This window comes from Pseudomonas sp. S44, from assembly GCF_016624805.1.
Taxonomy (GTDB): domain Bacteria; phylum Pseudomonadota; class Gammaproteobacteria; order Pseudomonadales; family Pseudomonadaceae; genus Aquipseudomonas; species Aquipseudomonas machongensis.
Genome location: NZ_JACVTY010000007.1, coordinates 92,967 through 110,763, shown reverse-complemented (window position 1 = coordinate 110,763; position 17,797 = coordinate 92,967). Strand labels below are relative to the sequence as shown.

Genomic DNA, 17,797 nt, shown 5'->3' with positions numbered 1-17,797 from the left:
CCGGCGCGTCGACAGCCTGCGGAGAACCCCTGATGAGCGAATCCATCGAGCGCGACGAACGCCACCTGGCACGCATGCAGCGCAAAAAAGCGATCATCGACGAACGTATCGCCAATTCCCCGAATGAGTGCGGCCTGCTGCTGGTGCTCACTGGCAATGGCAAGGGCAAGAGCAGCTCGGCCTTCGGCATGCTTGCCCGTGCGCTGGGGCATGGCATGCAGTGCGGGGTGGTGCAGTTCATCAAGGGCCGCAACAGCACTGGCGAGGAGCTGTTCTTCCGCCGCTTTCCCAACGAAGTGCGCTACCACGTGATGGGCGAGGGCTTCACTTGGGAAACCCAGGACCGCCAGCGCGACATCGCCGCAGCAGAGGCGGCCTGGGCCGTCTCCCGCCAGTTGCTGCAGGACCCGTCGGTGCAGTTTGTAGTGCTCGATGAGCTGAATATCGCCCTCAAGCACGGCTACCTCGACCTGGACCAGGTGCTCTCGGACATCCAGGCCCGTCCTCCGATGCAACACGTGATCGTCACTGGCCGCGCCGCCAAGCCGGAAATGATCGAGCTGGCCGACACCGTGACCGAGATGGGCATGCTCAAGCACGCCTTCCAGGCCGGTATCCGCGCACAGAAGGGCGTTGAACTGTGAGTCGAGCCACCCGTCATTGCCCGGCGGTGCTGATTGCCGCACCAGCCTCCGGCCAGGGCAAGACCACCGTCACCGCCGCCTTGGCGCGCCTGCACCGCAACCTCGGGCGCAAGGTGCGGGTGTTCAAGTGCGGGCCGGATTTTCTCGACCCGATGATCCTGGAGCGCGCCAGCGGCGCGCCGGTGTACCAGTTGGACATGTGGATGATTGGCGAACAGGAGAGCCGCCGTCTGTTGTGGGACGCTGCCGCCGACGCCGACCTGATCCTCATCGAAGGTGTCATGGGGCTGTTCGACGGTACGCCGTCGAGCGCCGACCTGGCGCGGCATTTCGGCGTGCCGGTGCTGGCGGTGATCGATGGCACGGCCATGGCCCAGACCTTCGGGGCCCTGGCCCTGGGCCTGGCGCGCTACCAGCCTGACCTGCCATTCGCTGGCGTGCTGGCCAACCGGGTCGGCAGCCTGCGCCATGCGCAACTGCTCGAAGGTAGCCTGACCGAAGGTTTGCGCTGGTATGGCGGGTTGTCTCGCGAGCGCGGTATCGAGTTGCCCAGCCGTCACCTCGGCCTGGTCCAGGCCAGTGAGCTGAACGATCTGGATGCACGTCTGGACGCTGCCGCCGAGGCCTTGGGCGCCAGCTGCGATGCTGCCTTGCCGCCGCCGGTGGCCTTTGTCGAACCACACGCCGACCCCTCGACCGCAAGCCTTGCCGGTGTGCGCATCGGTGTGGCCCGCGACGAGGCGTTCGCCTTCCTCTATGGCGCCAACCTCGACCTGCTGCGCGATCAGGGCGCGGAGCTCGTGTTCTTCTCGCCGTTGCACGACCGGCACCTGCCGGCGGTCGAGAGCCTGTATTTGCCCGGCGGCTACCCCGAACTGCATCATCACGCCCTGGCGGCCAACGCGCCCATGCGCGAGGCGATCCGCGGCCACCATGCCGAAGGCAAGCCCTTGTTGGCCGAATGCGGCGGCATGCTCTACCTGCTCGAGGCCTTGACCGACGTTGCGGGCGAGCGCGCCGAGCTACTGGGCCTGTTGCCCGGCGAGGCCGTGATGCAGAAGCGCCTCGCCGCGTTGGCGCTGCAGGCCGTCGAATTGCCTGAAGGCACCCTGCGTGGCCATACCTACCACCACTCGCTGACCACCACCGAGCTTGTGCCCATCGCCCGTGGCCTGAGCCCCAATGGCGGACGTGGCAACGAGGCGGTCTATCGTCTGGGACGCTTGACGGCGTCCTACGTGCACTTCTATTTCCCTTCCAACCCCGAAGCGGCGGCGGCGCTGTTGCGACCATGAACGAACACGCTTTCAGCGAGGCCGAGCGCGCTGCGGTCTACCGAGCGATCGGCGAGCGTCGCGACATGCGCCACTTTATCGGCGGCGATGTGGCGCCTGCGCTGCTCGCCAGGCTGCTGGCCGCCGCGCACCAGGCGCCCAGTGTCGGGCTGATGCAGCCCTGGCGCTTCATTCGTATCAGCCAGCGCGACCTGCGCCGGCGCATCCAGGCGCTGGTGGAGGAGGAGCGGATTCGCACCGCCGAGGCCCTCGGCGAGCGCTCCGACGCATTCATGCAGCTCAAGGTCGAAGGCATCGGCGAGTGCGCCGAGGTGCTGGTTGCCGCCTTGATGGACAAGCGCGAGCCGCACATCTTTGGCCGCCGGACCCTGCCGGAAATGGATTTGGCGTCTATGGCCTGCGCGATCCAGAACCTCTGGCTGGCCGCACGCGCCGAAGGCCTGGGGATGGGCTGGGTGTCGCTGTTCGACCCGCAGGCGCTGGGCGAGTTGCTGGGCATGCCGGCCGGGGCCAAGCCTGTGGCAGTGTTGTGCCTGGGGCCGGTGGCGAAATTCTACGAGGCGCCCATGCTGGTGCTGGAAGACTGGGCGCGTGAGCGGCCGCTGAGCGAGATGCTCTACGAGAACCAATGGGGAGAGCAGGCATGAGCATCGCCTTGCTGACTGTTGCCGGTGTGGCGCTGGATGCGCTGCTGGGCGAGCCGCAGCGGCGTCATCCGCTGGTGGCCTTCGGCAATTTCGCCGGGCGTCTGGAGCAACGCTTGAATGCCGGTGGCCGCGGCTGGCGTAGCCATGGGGTCAGCGCCTGGTTCCTGGCCGTGGTGCCCCTGACCCTGGTGGCGCTGATCCTGTCGTGGCTGCCCTACATCGGTTGGCTGGTGGACGCCCTGGCGCTGTATTGCGCGCTGGGCATGCGCAGCCTGGGCGAGCATGTATTGCCCGTGGCCCAGGCCCTGCGCCAAGGGGATCTGGATGAAGCACGGCGGCGGGTGGGCTATCTGGTCAGCCGCGAGACCCGCGAGCTCGACGAGCCTGCCGTGGCCCGCGCCGCGACCGAGTCGGTGCTGGAGAATGGTAGCGATGCGGTATTCGCCGCGCTGTTCTGGTTCGTCGTGGCCGGTGCGCCGGGCGTGGTGCTGTACCGCCTGAGCAATACCCTGGATGCCATGTGGGGTTATCGCAACGAACGTTTCGAGCGCTTCGGCTGGGCCGCAGCGCGTATCGACGATGTACTCAACTACCTGCCGGCCAGGCTGGTGGCCTTGACCTACGCATTGCTGGGCAAGACTCGCCTGGCGCTCAGTTGCTGGCGCAACCAGGCGCCGCTGTGGGACAGCCCCAACGCAGGCCCGGTGATGGCCGCAGGGGCCGGTGCCCTCGGCGTGGAGCTGGGAGGTCCGGCGGTGTACCACGGTGAGCTGCACGAACGAGCGCGCCTGGGCGAGGGGCCGGTGGCCGACGCCGATGCCATCGAGCGCGGCTGGAGCCTGGTACAGCGCGGCGTATGGCTGTGGCTGCTGGTGATCTGCACGGGGGCCTGGCTCTATGCTTGAACATGGTGGCCGCCTGCTGCGCGCTGTGCACCAGTACGGTATCGCACGCGAAGACTGGCTCGACCTGTCCAGCGGTATCGCCCCCTGGTCCTTCTCCATCCCATCGATTCCGCTGGAGGCATGGGCGCGCCTGCCTGAGGTCGAGGATGGCCTGGAGCAGGCCGCGCGCGCCTACTACGGTGTCGATGAACTGCTCGCGGTGGCGGGCTCTCAGGCAGCGATCCAGGCCTTGCCGCACTTGCGCACGCGCGGGCGGGTCGGCGTGTTGTCGCCGTGCTATGCCGAGCATCCGCATGCCTGGCAGCGCGCCGGGCATGAGCTTGTCGAGCTCGATGACGACCAGGTTGAAGCGGCCCTGGACCGCCTCGATGTGCTGCTGCTGGTCAACCCGAACAACCCCACGGGGCGCTGCGTGCCGCGCGAGCGCCTGCTCGACTGGCACGCACGCCTGGCTCGACGCGGCGGCTGGCTGGTGGTGGACGAGGCGTTCATGGACAACATCCCGGCACACAGCATCACCGATCAGAGCGGGCGTGGCGGATTGATCGTGCTGCGTTCGTTCGGCAAGTTCTTTGGTTTGGCCGGTGTGCGCCTGGGCTTCGCCATGGCCGAGGCGCCACTGCTGCAGCGCCTGGCCGAGATGCTGGGGCCGTGGACGGTCAGCGGCCCGACCCGGATCATCGGCCAGTCGTGCCTTGCCGATGGCCAGGCGCAGCGTGCGCAGATCGTGCGCTGCGCCGAAGCCAGCGCACGCCTTGCAGCACTGCTGGCCGAGTCTGGCTTGCCCGCCACTGGCGGCTGCGACCTGTTCCAGTACTTGCGCGATCCGCGCGCCGCCCAGCTTCACGACTTTCTCGCCCGCCGCGGCATTCTCGTGCGCCTGTTCGAGGCGCCTGCCGCCGTGCGTCTTGGCTTGCCTGCCAGTGCGGCGGATGAACAGCGCCTGCGCCAGGCGCTGCAGGACTACCAGAAGGAATCGGCATGACCACCCTCATGGTGCAAGGCACCACCTCCGATGCCGGCAAGAGCACGCTGGTCACCGCCCTGTGCCGTTGGCTGTTGCGCCAGGGTGTCGGCGTGGTGCCGTTCAAGCCGCAGAACATGGCGCTCAACAGCGCGGTGACCGCCGACGGTGGCGAGATTGGCCGCGCCCAGGCGGTGCAGGCCCAGGCCTGCCTGCTGGCACCGCATACCGACATGAACCCGGTACTGCTCAAACCCAACAGTGACACCGGCGCCCAGGTCATCGTCCATGGCCGCGCGGTGACCAGCATGAACGCCGTCGCCTATCACGACTACAAGGCCATCGCCATGCAGGCGGTCCTGGCCTCGCACCAGCGCCTGAGCGCTGCCTACCCGGTGGTGATGGTCGAAGGCGCAGGCTCTCCTGCCGAGATCAACCTGCGGGCCGGCGATATCGCCAACATGGGCTTTGCCGAGGCGGTGGACTGCCCGGTGATCCTGGTTGCCGACATCAACCGTGGCGGTGTGTTCGCCCACCTGGTCGGCACCCTCGAACTGCTGTCGCCCAGTGAGCAGGCGCGGGTGAAGGGGTTTGTCATCAACCGTTTTCGCGGAGACATCGCCTTGCTGCAACCGGGCCTGGACTGGCTCGAGCAGCGTACCGGCAAACCGGTGCTGGGTGTGCTGCCCTACATCACCGACCTGCACCTGGAGGCCGAGGACGGCATCGACCGGCGCCAGTCGCTCAAGGGCGATCGTGTGCTCGTGGTGATCGTTCCGGTATTGCCGCGCATCAGCAACCACACCGACTTCGACCCGCTGCGCCTGCACCCGCAGGTGGACTTGCAGTTCATTGGCCCCGGCCAGCCGATTCCGCCTGCCGACCTGATCATCCTGCCCGGCTCCAAGAGCGTGCGCGGTGACCTGGCGCAGTTGCGCGAGCGCGGTTGGGACAGCGCCATCGCCCGTCACCTGCGTTACGGCGGCAAGCTCATCGGCATCTGCGGCGGGCTGCAGATGCTGGGGCGCCAGGTGCACGACCCGCTGGGGCTGGAAGGGCCGGCGGGTTCGAGCGCTGGGCTGGGCCTGTTCGACTACGCCACCGTGCTGGAAGCCGAAAAGCAGCTGCGCAATGTCGAAGGCGTGCTGAGCCTCGAGCAGGCACCGGTGTCGGGCTACGAAATTCATGCAGGCGTCACCCAGGGGCCTGCGCTGGAGCAGCCTGCGGTGATGCTCGCAGATGGACGTGCCGATGGCGCGATCAGCGCTGACGGGCAGATCCTCGCCACCTACCTGCACGGTTTGTTCGAGGGTAGCCAGTCGTGCGCCGCGCTGCTGCGCTGGGCCGGGCTGGATGACGTCGAGGTGGTCGATTACGAGGCGCTGCGCGAACGCGATATCGAACGCCTGGCCGACCTCATCGAGCAGCACCTGGACACCGCGCGGTTGCGCGCCTTGTGTGGAGTAGCCTGAGATGCGCAACCTGATCCTCGGTGGTGCCCGCTCGGGCAAGAGCCGCCTGGCCGAGCAACTGGCCGTGGCCAGTGGTTTGCCGGTCACCTATATCGCCACCAGCGAGCCGCTGGACGGCGAGATGAATGAACGCGTGCGCCTGCACCGCGAGCGCCGGCCTTCTGACTGGGGGCTGATCGAAGAGCCTCTGGCCCTGGCCCGCGTGCTGCGCGCCGAAGCAGACGTAGGGCGTTGCCTGCTGGTGGATTGCCTGACCCTGTGGCTGACCAATCTGCTGATGCTCGATGACCCGCAGCGCCTGGTCGAGGAGCGTGACACGCTGCTCGACTGCCTGGCCAGCCTGCCCGGCACGCTGATCCTGGTCAGCAACGAAACCGGCCTGGGCGTGGTGCCCATGGGCGAGCTGACCCGCCGTTACGTCGACCTGGCCGGCTGGCTGCACCAGGCGGTGGCCGAACGCTGTGAGCGCGTGGTGCTCACGGTTGCCGGCCTTCCTCTCATGCTCAAAGGACCTGCTCTATGAACACCTCCTGGTGGCTCGATGCCTGCCAACCCCTCGACAACGATGCCATGGAGCAGGCGCGCACCCGTCAGCAGCAACTGACCAAGCCCGCCGGATCGCTGGGCCAACTGGAAGCGCTGGCGATTACCCTGGCCGGCCTGCAAGGTCGCGAGCGTCCGACCCTCGAGCGCGTGGCGATCGGCTTGTTTGCCGGTGACCATGGCGTGGTGGAGGAGGGTATCTCCGCCTATCCCCAGGCTGTGACTGGCCAGATGTTGCGCAATTTCGTCGGCGGTGGGGCGGCGATCAGTGTGTTGGCGCGTCAATTGGAGGCGACGCTGGACGTGGTCGACCTGGGGACCATCGACCCGGAACTGCAACTGCCGGGCGTGCATCACCTGCGCCTGGGCGCCGGCACTGCCAACTTCGCCCGCCAGCCGGCGATGACCGACGCGCAACTGCGCGCCGCGCTCGGGGCCGGGCGCGACAGTGCCTTGCGCGCCGCAGGCCAGGGCGCACAGCTGTTTATCGGTGGCGAGATGGGGATTGGCAACACCACGGCAGCGGCAGCCCTGGCCAGCGCATTGCTGGGGTGCCCGGCCGATGCCCTGAGCGGCCCGGGTACTGGGCTCGACAGTGCCGGCGTGCGGCACAAGGCCGAGGTGATCGAGCGAGCCCTGGCACTGCATGGCCTGCAGAACGCTGACCCGCTGCGGGCATTGGCCTGCGTCGGTGGTTTCGAGATCGCGGCGCTGGCGGGTGCATACCTGGCCTGCGCGCAGAGTGGGGTCGCGGTGCTGGTCGACGGCTTCATCTGCAGCGTGGCGGCCTTGGTTGCCGTACGCCTCAATCCGCAGTGTCGCCAGTGGCTGCTGTTCGCCCACCAGGGCGCCGAGCCTGGGCATCGCGCCTTGCTCGAGGCGCTGCAGGCCGAACCGTTGCTGGCCCTCGGGCTGCGCCTGGGCGAGGGCAGCGGTGCTGCGCTGGCGGTGCCGCTGATGCGCCTGGCCTGCGCCCTGCACGGGCAGATGGCGACCTTCGCCGAAGCGGCGGTGGCGGATCGTCCGGCATGATCCTCGATCTGCTGCGTCATGGTGAGACCGAACTGGGCGGCGGCTTGCGCGGCAGCCTGGACGACGCCCTGACCGCGCAAGGCTGGGCGCAGATGCGCGCGGCTGTCGCGGTGGGTGGGCCTTGGGATGTGCTGGTCAGTTCGCCGTTGCAGCGTTGCGCACGTTTCGCCGACGAACTGGGCGCAAGTCTCCAACTGCCGGTGCAACTGGAAGCGGGTGTGCGCGAGCTGCACTTTGGCGAGTGGGAAGGACGCAGCGCGGCGCAGATCATGCAGACCGAAGCGGACGCGTTGGGGCGTTTCTGGGCCGACCCCTACGCCTTCACGCCGCCTGCAGGCGAGCCGGTGGCCGACTTCGCCGAGCGTGTGCTGACAGCGGTCGAAACCCTGGCCCGGCAACACTCCGGCAAGCGCGTTCTGCTGGTAACCCACGGCGGTGTCATGCGCCTGTTGCTGGCCCGCGCCCGTGGATTGCCGCGCGAGCAGTTGCTGCAGGTCGAGGTGCGGCACGCTGCGCTGATGCGTCTGGCGCTGCAGGCCGATGGCCAGTTGCGTGAGGTGGTTTGATGCTGCCGTTCTGGATTGCCCTGCAGTTTCTCAGCAGCCTGCCGGTAAGCCTGCCGGGCATGCCGGAGCCGCGGCAGATGGGCCGTTCGCTGCTGTTCTACCCGGCAGTCGGGTTGCTGTTCGGCCTGCTGTTGTGGGCTGCCAGCGCGCTGCTGCAGGGCGTTGCGGCACCGTTGCAGGCTGCACTGCTGCTGGCCTTGTGGGTGCTGCTCAGCGGCGCCCTGCACCTGGATGGCCTGGCCGACAGTGCCGACGCCTGGTTGGGTGGCTTCGGCGATCGCGAGCGCACCTTGCAGATCATGAAAGACCCGCGCAGTGGCCCGATTGCCGTGGTCACCCTGGTGTTGGTGCTGCTGCTGAAGTTCTGTGCCCTGTGGGTGCTGGTCGAGCGTGGCGCGGGTGCCTGGCTGGTTCTGGCGCCAGTGGTCGGGCGGGCTGCGATGCTCGGTTTGTTCCTCTGTACACCTTATGTGCGTGCCGGGGGACTGGGCTCGGCACTGGCCGAACACCTGCCCAGGCGTGCGGCGGGCTGGGTACTGCTGGGCAGTGCGCTGGCCTGTCTGGTGTTGGGTGGCTGGCTGGCGCTATGGCTACTGCTGGTGGCAGCGCTGGTCTTTGCGTTCTTGCGGCGGCAGATGTGTCGCCGATTGGGCGGGACCACCGGTGACACTGCGGGTGCACTGCTGGAGTTGCTGGAACTGGGCGTGGTGCTGGGGTTGGCGCTGCTGGGTTGATGATCGCGGACGATCGATCCAGAAATATCCTTCACTCATTGGCGAAACGTCTTGTTGGTGACGGGGATACGCTCGCTATCCCTTCGCCTTGTCAGGAGTCGCCCCGATGCGTCACTGGATATTCGCTGGCCTGCTGGCGCTGGCACCGCTGCCGGCCCTGGCAGCCGACCTGATCGACTTCTGGAACACCCCCCGCCATGGCGGTAACAGCTTCAACCGCCTGCCGCCGGATCAGGCCTATTTCGATGCCCTGAAAGCCTACGGTGCCACCTGGGTGCGGCTTTCCTACGACAAGTGGAGGCCTGCCGGCAGGGACTTCCTTCTAGGAGATGCCGACCACTACGACGGTCTTGTCGCCGCCGACCTCGCTGAGTTGAAACAGGTGCTGGACCGCGCCCAGCAGGCCGGGCTCAAGGTGGTCATTGCACCGCTTTCGCTGCCTGGCATGCGCTGGTCGCAGAATAACCATGGCCAGTTCGACGATAGGTTGTGGCAGGACAAGCTTTACTGGCAGCAATCCGCTACCTTCTGGCGCGATCTGGCAGGGGCGCTGAAGGATCATCCCGCAGTCGCAGCCTACAACCTGGTCAATGAGCCGGCCCCGGAAAAGCAGGGTGGCCTGCCGGAGCATGCCTCGCAAGACCAGATGAAGGCCTGGTATGCGCGACAGCAGGGCGGGTTGCGTGACCTGCCGGCACTGTCGGCCAAGCTGCTGGCAGCGATCCGGGCGGTGGACGACAAGACCCCGGTGATGGTCGATGCCGGCTGGTATGCCGCAGCCGATGCTTTCGGCTATTGGCCAAGGCCGCTGGCAGATGCGCGTGTGCTGTACAGCGTGCATATGTACGAACCCTACGCTGCCACCAGTGCGCCGAACATGGCGCGCAAGCGGCCGTTCGAATACCCGGGCAGGGTGCCTTTCGCGGGGCGCGACGAGCACTGGGATGCGGCGCGGGTAGCACAGTACCTGCAACTTCCGCTGCAATGGGCCGAGGCCATGCGGGTCCCGCGTTCACGCCTGGTGGTCGGTGAGTTCGGCTGCATGCGCCGCCTGCCGGGCTGTCATCGCTACCTGGAGGACGTTCTGGAAGTGCTCGTGCGTGAGCGCCTGCACTGGGCTTTCTACAGTTTTCGCGAGGACAGCTGGGATGGCATGGACTACGAGCTGGGTACCGATAAGGTGCCATGGCGCTACTGGAAAGCCATCGATGAGGGAGCGCCCGATCCGCTGGTACGTCATGCCAGCGAGGCATTCGAGCCAATCCGTCGTCGCTTGCAGCCCTGAGCAGGCGCAGAAACTTCTTGCAACATCCAAGGTGCGGGTATATACACGCATTTATGTTGACCAGTGAATGCATCTGCACCCATCTACGTCGTGCCGCCCGTGGGGTGAGCCGACATTACGACGAAGCCTTGGCGGATTTCGGGATAAATGTCGCGCAGTTTTCCCTGTTGCGTCATCTGCAACGGCTTGATCAGCCGAGCATTACCAGCCTGGCTGAGGCCATGGGCCTGGATCGCAGTACCCTGGGCCGCAACCTGCGGGTGCTGGAAGCTGACGGGCTGGTGTCGCTCGGCGAAGGCAGCGACCAGCGCAATCGCCTGGTGTGCCTGACCGAAGCAGGCAAGGCGTGCCTGGCTGCCGCACATCCTGCCTGGGAGCAGGCTCAGCTACAGTTGGTCGAGCATCTGGGCGAGAGTCAGCGCGATGAACTGGTTCGCTTGCTGGAGCGTTTGGCCTGAAATGTGCCCTATAAAGCGGGTATATACCCGCACAAACCTTGCGATGGCTAGGAGACAACAACAATGACTTCTGTTTGGCGAACCAGTGGCTGGGTGCTGCTCGGGGCGGCGCTGATCCTGGCGCTGTCGCTGGGTGTGCGACATGGCTTTGGCCTGTTCCTGGCCCCCATGAGCGCGGATTTTGGCTGGGGGCGCGAAGTCTTCGCCTTCGCCATTGCCCTGCAGAACCTGATCTGGGGATTGGCCCAGCCGTTCGCCGGCGCGCTGGCCGATCGCCTGGGCGCGGCGCGGGTGGTGATCATTGGCGGCATTCTCTACGCTGCCGGCCTGGTACTGATGGGCATGGCCGATTCGATCTGGTCGTTGTCGCTGAGTGCTGGCTTGCTGATCGGCATCGGGCTTTCCGGTACCTCGTTCTCGGTAATCCTCGGTGTGGTTGGCCGTGCGGTGCCGCCGGAGAAACGCAGCATGGCCATGGGTATTGCCAGCGCGGCGGGATCGTTCGGCCAGTTCGCCATGCTGCCGGGTACGCTTGGGCTGATCCAGTGGCTGGGCTGGTCGGCAGCGTTGCTGGTGTTGGGTTTGATGGTGGCGCTGATCGTGCCTTTCGTCGGGCTGCTGCGTGATCGGCCGCTACCCAGTCAAGGCGGCGAGCAGACGCTGGGCCAGGCACTGCGCGAGGCGTGCTCGCACTCCGGTTTCTGGTTGCTGGCCCTGGGCTTTTTCGTCTGTGGCTTCCAGGTGGTGTTCATCGGTGTGCACCTGCCGGCCTATCTGGTCGACCAGCACTTGCCGGCGACCATCGGTACCACGGTGCTGGCACTGGTCGGGTTGTTCAACATTGTCGGCACCTACACCGCCGGCTGGCTGGGCGGGCGCATGTCCAAGCCGCGTCTGCTGACCAGCCTGTATCTGCTGCGGGCGGTGGTGATCGTGCTGTTCCTGTGGGCACCGGTGACCGAATTCAGCGCCTACCTGTTCGGCATCGCCATGGGCCTGTTGTGGTTGTCGACGGTGCCGCTGACCAACGGCACGGTGGCGACCCTGTTCGGGGTGCGTAACCTGTCGATGCTGGGGGGCATCGTGTTCCTGTTCCACCAGCTCGGCGCCTTCCTCGGTGGCTGGCTGGGCGGGGTGGTGTATGACCGCACGGGTAGCTATGACTTGGTCTGGCAGATCTCCATTCTGCTCAGCCTGCTGGCGGCGGCCCTCAATTGGCCGGTGCGCGAACGCCCGGTTGCGCGCCTGCAGGCCAAGGCGGCATGAACCGCTCCTTGCTGCGCGGGCTGCTGGTAGCGGGTGCGCTGCTGGTGCTGGCGCTCGCCTGGTGGGGCTGGCATCAGGGCGGATTGGCATTGATGCAGCTGGGCATGGGCGTTTGTTAAGCGCTACCCTGCAAGGAATTGTCTTGTAGGAGATTGGGAACATGCTTACGCGTTGGCTCGCAGTACCCTTGCTCGCTTTGGCGGCCACTTCCTCCAGCTGGGCCGCCGATTGTCCGGCGCTGCTGCAAGGCAGCCTGCCGGAGCTACGCGGCAAGGGCCAGGTCGATCTGTGCCAGCGGTACGCTGGCAAGCCGCTGGTGGTGATCAATACCGCCAGCTACTGCGGCTTCGCGCCGCAGTTCGAGGGGCTGGAGGCTGCCTACAAGGAGTACCACGAGCAGGGGCTGGAAATGCTCGGCGTGCCCTCCAACGACTTCAAGCAGGAAGATGCCGACAGCGAGAAGACTGCCAAGGTCTGCTACGCCAACTACGGTGTCACCTTCACCATGACCAAGACTCAGCCGGTGCGCGGCAAGGATGCGATCCCGCTGTTCGTCGAGCTGGCAAAGCAGAGCAGTGCACCCAAGTGGAATTTCTACAAGTACGTGGTGGACCGGCGAGGCAAGGTGATCGGCAATTTTTCCAGCCTGACCAAGCCGGATGATCCGGCGTTCCGGGCGGCTATCGAGAAGGCCATAGCTTCGCAGCCCTGATGCGGTGCTGTCTCATGCGGGCGGTCAGTGCGGATGCACGGTGATGGCCACCAGGCGCATCACCACGGGCCGCACCATGAGCACGCAGACGAACGCCACCGGCATCGCCAGTTGGTAGGCCTGGAGCACCTTGCGCAAGTAGCCTTGGTCGATGCCGGCCGTGGCAGCGGTGATCACGAAGCACATCAGCATCGCCATGATCGCCGACATGTAGAAGGCGAAGACATAGGGTGTGGCACTGGCGCGCAGCTTGCGACGGCGGGGTTGGGACAAAGGAGTCATGAGGGCGCCTCTCGGTTGGACATGAGAAGCGCAGGTTAACAATGGTCAGTTGTGCGCTGTAGACCAGCCGGGTTGAGTTCTTTATAAAGAGATTCTTACGAATCCCAAGAGCGCAGCCATGGATCTGCTCAATGCCATCCGCAGTTTCATCAAGGTCGTCGAGGCTGGCAGCATTGCCGGTGCAGCGCGCACACTGGGCCTGAGTGCGGCAGCGGTCAGCCAGAACCTGGCGCGCCTGGAGGCGCACCTGCAGGTCCGTCTGCTGTCGCGCAGCACGCGCAGCATGGCGCTCACGCCTGCTGGCAGCCAGTATTACAGCCGGGTCAAGCATGTAGAACGTGACCTGATCCTGGCCGAACAGGAGGTCACCACCCCCGATACCGAGCCGCAGGGGCGCTTGTGCATTGCCGCCTCATCGGCGTTCGGGCGCCGCATCCTGGCGCCCCTGATTCCTGCCTTCAGTGCGCGCTATCCGCTGCTTTCGATAGAAATGGTTGCGAGTGATCGCCGGGTCAGTCATGCCCGCGAAGATGTCGATGTCAGTCTGCGTATTACGCCGCAGCTGGAAGATCATCTGCTGGCGCGACATATCGCCCGGATTCCGTTCATCTGTTGCGCCTCGCCGGGATATCTGGCCAGGGCTGGCCGACCCACCACGCCCGAGGCGCTGCGTGATCATCGCTGCCTGGTGTTGCGTTATCCGGTCGATGGTCGCCTGCTGCGCTGGGGCTTTGTGCGTGATGGCATGCGCTTCGAGGCGGAGTTCGACAATGTATTGATCAGCGACGACATCGAGGCCTTGGCGGAAATGGCGCTCAACGATGGTGGGGTGACGCGCCTGGCCGAGTTCCTTGTGCGTCCGCACCTGGACAGCGGTCAGTTGGTGCCGTTGTTCGACTCTGCCCAACCCGGCGAGGCCTATGCGCAGACCGAACCGATGGATGTGTTCCTGTGCGTGGCCGATCGCTTTGCCATGACCACCAAAGTTCGGGTATTCATGGAGTACCTGCAGGCGAGCCTTGGGGAGCATTGGCGCGTGCAGGCATGAAAAACCGCCACGAAGGCGGTTTTTCTTGCAGCTTGAACCCACTCAGAAGCGGTAGGTGAGCGACGCTCCGATGCCGTGAGCGCTGTTCTCGTACTTGGCCTGGTAGGTGCCTTTGGTGGCGCTGGCCAGGTTCACCTTGGTGTCCTCTTCCCACAGGTAGGAGTAGGCCACGTCGATGGTCACGTCGTCGGTCGGGCTATAGCCGGCACCCAGGCTGAAGATCTTGCGATCGCCAGTAGGGATGCGCGGAGAGCGGTCGTGGTTATTGGTCGGCGACTGGTCGACGGTGAAGCCGGTGCGCAGGGTCCACTCCTTGTTCACCTTGTACGAGGCACCGATGGCGTGAGCCCAGGTGTCGTGCCAGTTCTGCTCTTCGCTGATGGTGCCGAACTGGCCGGCCAGCGGTGCAGGGACGTCGTTGGTGACGGTGATGTCCTTCAGACGGCTCCAACGGGTCCAGGTGCTGCCTGCGTACAGGGTCCACTGGTCGTCGAGTTCGTGGGTGACCGAGAAGTCCACCGACTCGGGCGTCTTGATCTTCAGGTCGGCGTCGAATTTGCTGCCGCTGAACGGGCCGATCAACGCGTTGTTGATCTTGGTCTTGCCTTCGAGCTTGTAGTCGACCATCGAGTGATAGGTCAGGCCGAGGCGGGTGCGGTCGGTGGCCTGGACCAGGATACCGATGTTGTAGCCAACGGCGGTGTCATCACCCTTGATCTTCACTTCGCCATCGTTGCGGCCAGGGGAGCGCGGGTTGATGGTGCTCGAACCCAGTTCGCCCTCGATACGGTTGATGGTCGGGCCGAAACCGATCGACACCTTGTCGTTGAAGGCGTAGCTGACGGTCGGCTGGAAGGTGACCACTTCGACGTGGCTCTTCTTGCCCCAGTAGCGTGCCGCGTGGTTGCTGCCGTAGTCAGTGACCAGGCCGAAGGGCACGTAGACGCCGAAGCCCAGGCTCCAGTGGTCGTCGATTGGCTTGACGTAGTAGCCCATGGGCACGCCTACGAACGGCACCATGTCACCGTCCATTTTCCCGCCCAGGTTGCTGCCGCGGCCGGAAATGTCGGTCTTGGCGATGACGGCTGCGCCGCCTACGGTGATCTGTTCGCGCTTGAGGCGCGACATGCCGGCAGGGTTTCCGTAAATGGTGCTGGCATCGTCGGCAGAGGAAGAACGACCCGCAAAACCTGTCCCCATGCCACTGACGCTCTGTTCGTTGAGGGCGAAGCCGCTGGCGAACAGTTGGCTGGAAGCGAGCGCGATAGCGACGCCGAGAGAGGTTTTGAGCATGACTGTTTTCATTATTAGAACTCCTTGGGATCTCCGGGGCGAAAAGCTACCAACAAATCACGCACTACGCCATAGCCTGTATCGGCGGAGATAGAGCGGTTTTGTAGGACAATCCGACCAAAATTCCCTTTTTTCCGGTTTGCTTGTAGGACGGTTCTTAAGATGCCTGGGACATTATCGGATTTACCCAGCAGTGCCAGGCCTGCGTGAAGTCGCGCAGGCGTCCCTGGGGGTGGAAGGTCTGTCGCCAGATTCGTGCGAGCCCTAGAAGATCGTCGGGGGCGGGTAGAGGCGTGGCCTGTTCTTCGATGAGCATCCAGGCGATGGCGGTGGCATAGCGCAGGTTGACCGTCAGCTCCAGGTGCGGGCCACCAAGGAAGGCATGCTGACTGGCAAGCCCGCGGACCAGGCTTGCCAGCTCGGGATCGCGGGCCAGGTAATCGTCCCAGAGGGTTTGATGGCGCGTCTCGCCGATCCTGTACAAGCCGTGACCGCGACGGTCATGCAGGGCTGCTCCAAGGCTGGACTCGCTAGCTGCGACGCCCAGCAGCAAGGCTTCGGCGCTCGCGCTATGGCGATCCAGGTAGATCAGCGTGGGGCGGATCACATATTGACTCAACTCGTTCGCAGCGATACCCATGATGCCCTCGAACTGTCAGGGGCCGACGGGCGCTGGAGCTTGGCAGCTAATGGATGATCAGGCCCGCCGGAAGCGGCTCGCACCGCTCGAGTTGAAGTGTAGTGTGATAATCATGGTGTAAAGGGCTGTTTTTAAATCGATTGCTGCCGCAGCGCCTCTGCCATATGCCTTGTGGCAATTAAGCAAAGAGCGTTTCGGGCAGCAATCAGGGGCGGTCATTCATGGGGTGAATCCTCACCCATTCATTCATGCGACCAACGACTGGCGGGTGCGATCGATCACCGCCTGCAGCGGCTCTGCGTGGGTGTATTGCTCTGGATACAGGCGCTCGGTGTGGCAGGCCACGCCGTGTTCGTCGACCAGGGTGAAGCTGAAGCTGCCCTTGCGAGGGGCAACGATGAGGCACTTCAGTGGGGCGAAGGCCTGAGAAAGCGTGCCGAAGGCGCGCTGGATCTGATGGTGATTAGTCATTTTTTTAGATTTCCTGCTCAAGACACGGGTTTCGATCCGTGCACAATAGAAACGTTCCGGTGACGCCTTTATTAAGGGAGGCGAAAAACCTGACCGGAACAGAGCAGCCAGAGGTAGCGCAAGCACAAGTAAGGCGCCGGGCTGACTGGTAGGTACTTCGGAAGGCGGGCAGCATCCCACGGACCAGGTTCGAGGCCACTGGGTGAAGATCCCGATCAATCTGTCATTAGGTGATTCGTGCTGGAGCGGCTGTTGCCGTCGAGGGAATCATCGAGTGGGCCGGTCCTGGTTTCAGCGGTGCTACCCGGGGAGGGTGGCCATTCGCAAGGACGTTGCGGCCAGAATTGACGTTCAGCTTGGTACTAACGGCGGCCACACTACTGGAAGGTTTGCGGCATGGCAAGCGTTTTTTGATTTTCTTCAGCGAAGCCGAGCATTATCTCTGTTCGTGGTGCATCTGTGAAGGGATGGGTTGCGGTAACACGATGCTGTTTTCCCGCCGTGGTGCGAGCCTGCGCACTTTGTTGGCGCACTTGTGCACACTTGGAGCATGACTTGTAACTGTTCTGCAACGTCTTCCCCGGACGCCGCCAATGACTTGACTGAGCCCTTAAGTCAATGAAAAAAAACACTTATTTAGGCTGGTGAAAAAATCGTCAGTTTGACTGTAAGCCCCATTCCACAGGGGTTTGCGGGCGCCAAGGGGGGGTTGTCCACCGAGTTATCCACAGGTTCTGTGGATTGTCCCTAGGGCTTGCTCTAGGACGGGCGTGCCAGCTGTTTTCGGAAGGGTCCGACACCTAGCCATGGAAAATACTTACCGCCTTTCTCTGGGGTGAAAACGTCAAGAAAAGAACCATGAAATTTTTTTTTCCGACGCCCCAATGTTGCCCCGGGCCTTTGTCGAAAAAATCGAGTAGAGTGGCGCGCCTCTCGAATCACCATCGCTGTTGTCATGAAGTTTCGTGGTAAATCCCCCGCCGGTTCCCCCGCCATTGCGCCGTTGGTTTCTCCCAAGCGCTTTTCCCTGAAAGTGGCCCTGTGGCTGCTCGACAACCCGCGCCTGGCTGACAAGCCCAGCGTCAAGCACCTCGCTGGGCGCATGCTCAAGCAACCCGCCCGGCAGGGCGTGGTGGTAGCGCAGAGTCGCCTGGGGCAGATGCTCTGCCGTGACTGTGGCACTGCGCGGGATCGGCGTATCGGCCATGAGCTGCTGCGCCAGGCCGCCCGCGCCGGTGACAGTCGGGCTCAGCTCGAATATGGCCGGTTGTGCCAGGCGCAGGATCCCGAGCAAGCGCGGTACTGGCTGGAGCTGGCGGCGGGACAGGGTTCGCAGGAGGCGCGGCGGCTGCTTGGCCTGCTGCCTTCGGTGCAATAGCACCGGCAAAAAACCTGTAAGCTGCGCACAATCTAAGCGTTGACCGGAGCAAGCATGGCAGTGGACCTGGCCAGTATTCTATTGGGCATCGTGGCTGCCGCGGTGCCGTGCCTGGGGTGGGTGTTGCAGGTCCAGCGTCGGCTCGCCGCCCGCCAAACCGAA

General features: G+C 64.7%; 21 protein-coding genes. 17 read left to right on the top strand and 4 right to left on the bottom strand.

Annotated features, from left to right (window positions below):
• The first annotated feature begins 32 nt into the window (after positions 1–32).
• From cobO to IAE40_RS08130, 15 genes are all read left to right on the top strand, one after another.
• Entirely contained in the window at positions 33–644 is a 612-nt protein-coding gene (cobO, locus tag IAE40_RS08195; protein WP_125931596.1) for a cob(I)yrinic acid a,c-diamide adenosyltransferase, read from the top strand.
• Positions 641–1,939: a cobyrinate a,c-diamide synthase gene (locus tag IAE40_RS08190; protein ID WP_200602989.1), complete on the top strand. Its 1,299-nt coding sequence runs from the start codon at positions 641–643 to the stop codon at positions 1,937–1,939. The genes cobO and IAE40_RS08190 overlap by 4 nt, the downstream gene beginning before the upstream one ends.
• Positions 1,936–2,586: a 5,6-dimethylbenzimidazole synthase gene (gene bluB / locus IAE40_RS08185; RefSeq protein ID WP_200602988.1), complete on the top strand. Its 651-nt coding sequence runs from the start codon at positions 1,936–1,938 to the stop codon at positions 2,584–2,586. Before IAE40_RS08190 ends, bluB begins: the two co-directional genes overlap by 4 nt.
• Positions 2,583–3,491, top strand: a complete 909-nt coding sequence (cbiB, locus tag IAE40_RS08180; RefSeq protein WP_151925055.1) for an adenosylcobinamide-phosphate synthase CbiB — start codon at positions 2,583–2,585, stop codon at positions 3,489–3,491. The genes bluB and cbiB overlap by 4 nt, the downstream gene beginning before the upstream one ends.
• Positions 3,484–4,476, top strand: coding sequence for a threonine-phosphate decarboxylase CobD (gene cobD, locus IAE40_RS08175; RefSeq protein WP_200602987.1), 993 nt, complete (start codon positions 3,484–3,486; stop codon positions 4,474–4,476). The genes cbiB and cobD overlap by 8 nt, the downstream gene beginning before the upstream one ends.
• Positions 4,473–5,927 (top strand): cobyric acid synthase, encoded by a 1,455-nt coding sequence (locus IAE40_RS08170; protein WP_200602986.1) that lies wholly within the window; start codon positions 4,473–4,475, stop codon positions 5,925–5,927. Before cobD ends, IAE40_RS08170 begins: the two co-directional genes overlap by 4 nt.
• Before the next feature lies 1 nt (position 5,928).
• Complete coding sequence (cobU, locus tag IAE40_RS08165) at positions 5,929–6,450, top strand: bifunctional adenosylcobinamide kinase/adenosylcobinamide-phosphate guanylyltransferase (protein ID WP_197890652.1); 522 nt, start codon at positions 5,929–5,931, stop codon at positions 6,448–6,450.
• Positions 6,447–7,502 carry a nicotinate-nucleotide--dimethylbenzimidazole phosphoribosyltransferase gene (gene cobT, locus IAE40_RS08160; protein WP_200602985.1) on the top strand — a complete coding sequence of 352 codons (1,056 nt, stop codon included), beginning with the start codon at positions 6,447–6,449 and terminating at the stop codon, positions 7,500–7,502. The genes cobU and cobT overlap by 4 nt, the downstream gene beginning before the upstream one ends.
• Positions 7,499–8,068: an alpha-ribazole phosphatase family protein gene (gene cobC, locus IAE40_RS08155; RefSeq protein ID WP_112898973.1), complete on the top strand. Its 570-nt coding sequence runs from the start codon at positions 7,499–7,501 to the stop codon at positions 8,066–8,068. Before cobT ends, cobC begins: the two co-directional genes overlap by 4 nt.
• The gene (locus IAE40_RS08150; RefSeq protein ID WP_200602984.1) at positions 8,068–8,802 is read left to right on the top strand and encodes an adenosylcobinamide-GDP ribazoletransferase; all 735 of its coding nucleotides are present in this window, start codon (positions 8,068–8,070) and stop codon (positions 8,800–8,802) included. Before cobC ends, IAE40_RS08150 begins: the two co-directional genes overlap by 1 nt.
• A 106-nt stretch (positions 8,803–8,908) precedes the next feature.
• On the top strand, positions 8,909–10,087 hold the full coding sequence (locus tag IAE40_RS08145; RefSeq protein WP_200602983.1) for a glycoside hydrolase family 5 protein: 1,179 nt from the start codon (positions 8,909–8,911) through the stop codon (positions 10,085–10,087).
• A gap of 53 nt (positions 10,088–10,140) precedes the next feature.
• Positions 10,141–10,545 (top strand): MarR family winged helix-turn-helix transcriptional regulator, encoded by a 405-nt coding sequence (locus IAE40_RS08140; protein ID WP_200602982.1) that lies wholly within the window; start codon positions 10,141–10,143, stop codon positions 10,543–10,545.
• 63 nt (positions 10,546–10,608) lie between these two features.
• Entirely contained in the window at positions 10,609–11,811 is a 1,203-nt protein-coding gene (locus IAE40_RS08135; RefSeq protein ID WP_151926334.1) for an MFS transporter, read from the top strand.
• On the top strand, positions 11,808–11,930 hold the full coding sequence (locus tag IAE40_RS25830) for a hypothetical protein (RefSeq protein ID WP_256093865.1): 123 nt from the start codon (positions 11,808–11,810) through the stop codon (positions 11,928–11,930). The genes IAE40_RS08135 and IAE40_RS25830 overlap by 4 nt, the downstream gene beginning before the upstream one ends.
• Before the next feature lie 41 nt (positions 11,931–11,971).
• On the top strand, positions 11,972–12,523 hold the full coding sequence (locus tag IAE40_RS08130) for a glutathione peroxidase (RefSeq protein WP_153772804.1): 552 nt from the start codon (positions 11,972–11,974) through the stop codon (positions 12,521–12,523).
• Positions 12,524–12,547: 24 nt separating this feature from the next.
• Here the strand turns inward: IAE40_RS08130 and IAE40_RS08125 are convergent, their stop codons facing one another.
• Positions 12,548–12,805, bottom strand: a complete 258-nt coding sequence (locus tag IAE40_RS08125) for a DUF2798 domain-containing protein (protein WP_200602981.1) — start codon at positions 12,803–12,805, stop codon at positions 12,548–12,550.
• Between the two features lie 118 nt (positions 12,806–12,923).
• On the opposite strand from IAE40_RS08125, the gene IAE40_RS08120 reads away from it, so the two are divergent.
• The gene (locus tag IAE40_RS08120; RefSeq protein ID WP_054890936.1) at positions 12,924–13,853 is read left to right on the top strand and encodes a LysR family transcriptional regulator; all 930 of its coding nucleotides are present in this window, start codon (positions 12,924–12,926) and stop codon (positions 13,851–13,853) included.
• 42 nt (positions 13,854–13,895) lie between these two features.
• Here the strand turns inward: IAE40_RS08120 and IAE40_RS08115 are convergent, their stop codons facing one another.
• The 3 genes from IAE40_RS08115 to IAE40_RS08105 all read right to left on the bottom strand — a co-directional run bounded on the left by IAE40_RS08115 (position 13,896) and on the right by IAE40_RS08105 (position 16,257).
• Positions 13,896–15,158, bottom strand: a complete 1,263-nt coding sequence (locus tag IAE40_RS08115; protein ID WP_065862202.1) for an OmpP1/FadL family transporter — start codon at positions 15,156–15,158, stop codon at positions 13,896–13,898.
• A gap of 145 nt (positions 15,159–15,303) precedes the next feature.
• Positions 15,304–15,786 carry a hypothetical protein gene (locus IAE40_RS08110; RefSeq protein ID WP_197890668.1) on the bottom strand — a complete coding sequence of 161 codons (483 nt, stop codon included), beginning with the start codon at positions 15,784–15,786 and terminating at the stop codon, positions 15,304–15,306.
• A gap of 246 nt (positions 15,787–16,032) precedes the next feature.
• Entirely contained in the window at positions 16,033–16,257 is a 225-nt protein-coding gene (locus IAE40_RS08105; RefSeq protein ID WP_054890933.1) for a hypothetical protein, read from the bottom strand.
• A 955-nt stretch (positions 16,258–17,212) separates the two neighbouring features.
• Between IAE40_RS08105 and IAE40_RS08100 the strand changes: the two genes are divergently transcribed.
• A complete protein-coding gene (locus IAE40_RS08100) occupies positions 17,213–17,635 on the top strand; it encodes a tetratricopeptide repeat protein (RefSeq protein WP_153772807.1) in 423 nt (140 codons plus the stop codon).
• Positions 17,636–17,797 lie beyond the last annotated feature (162 nt).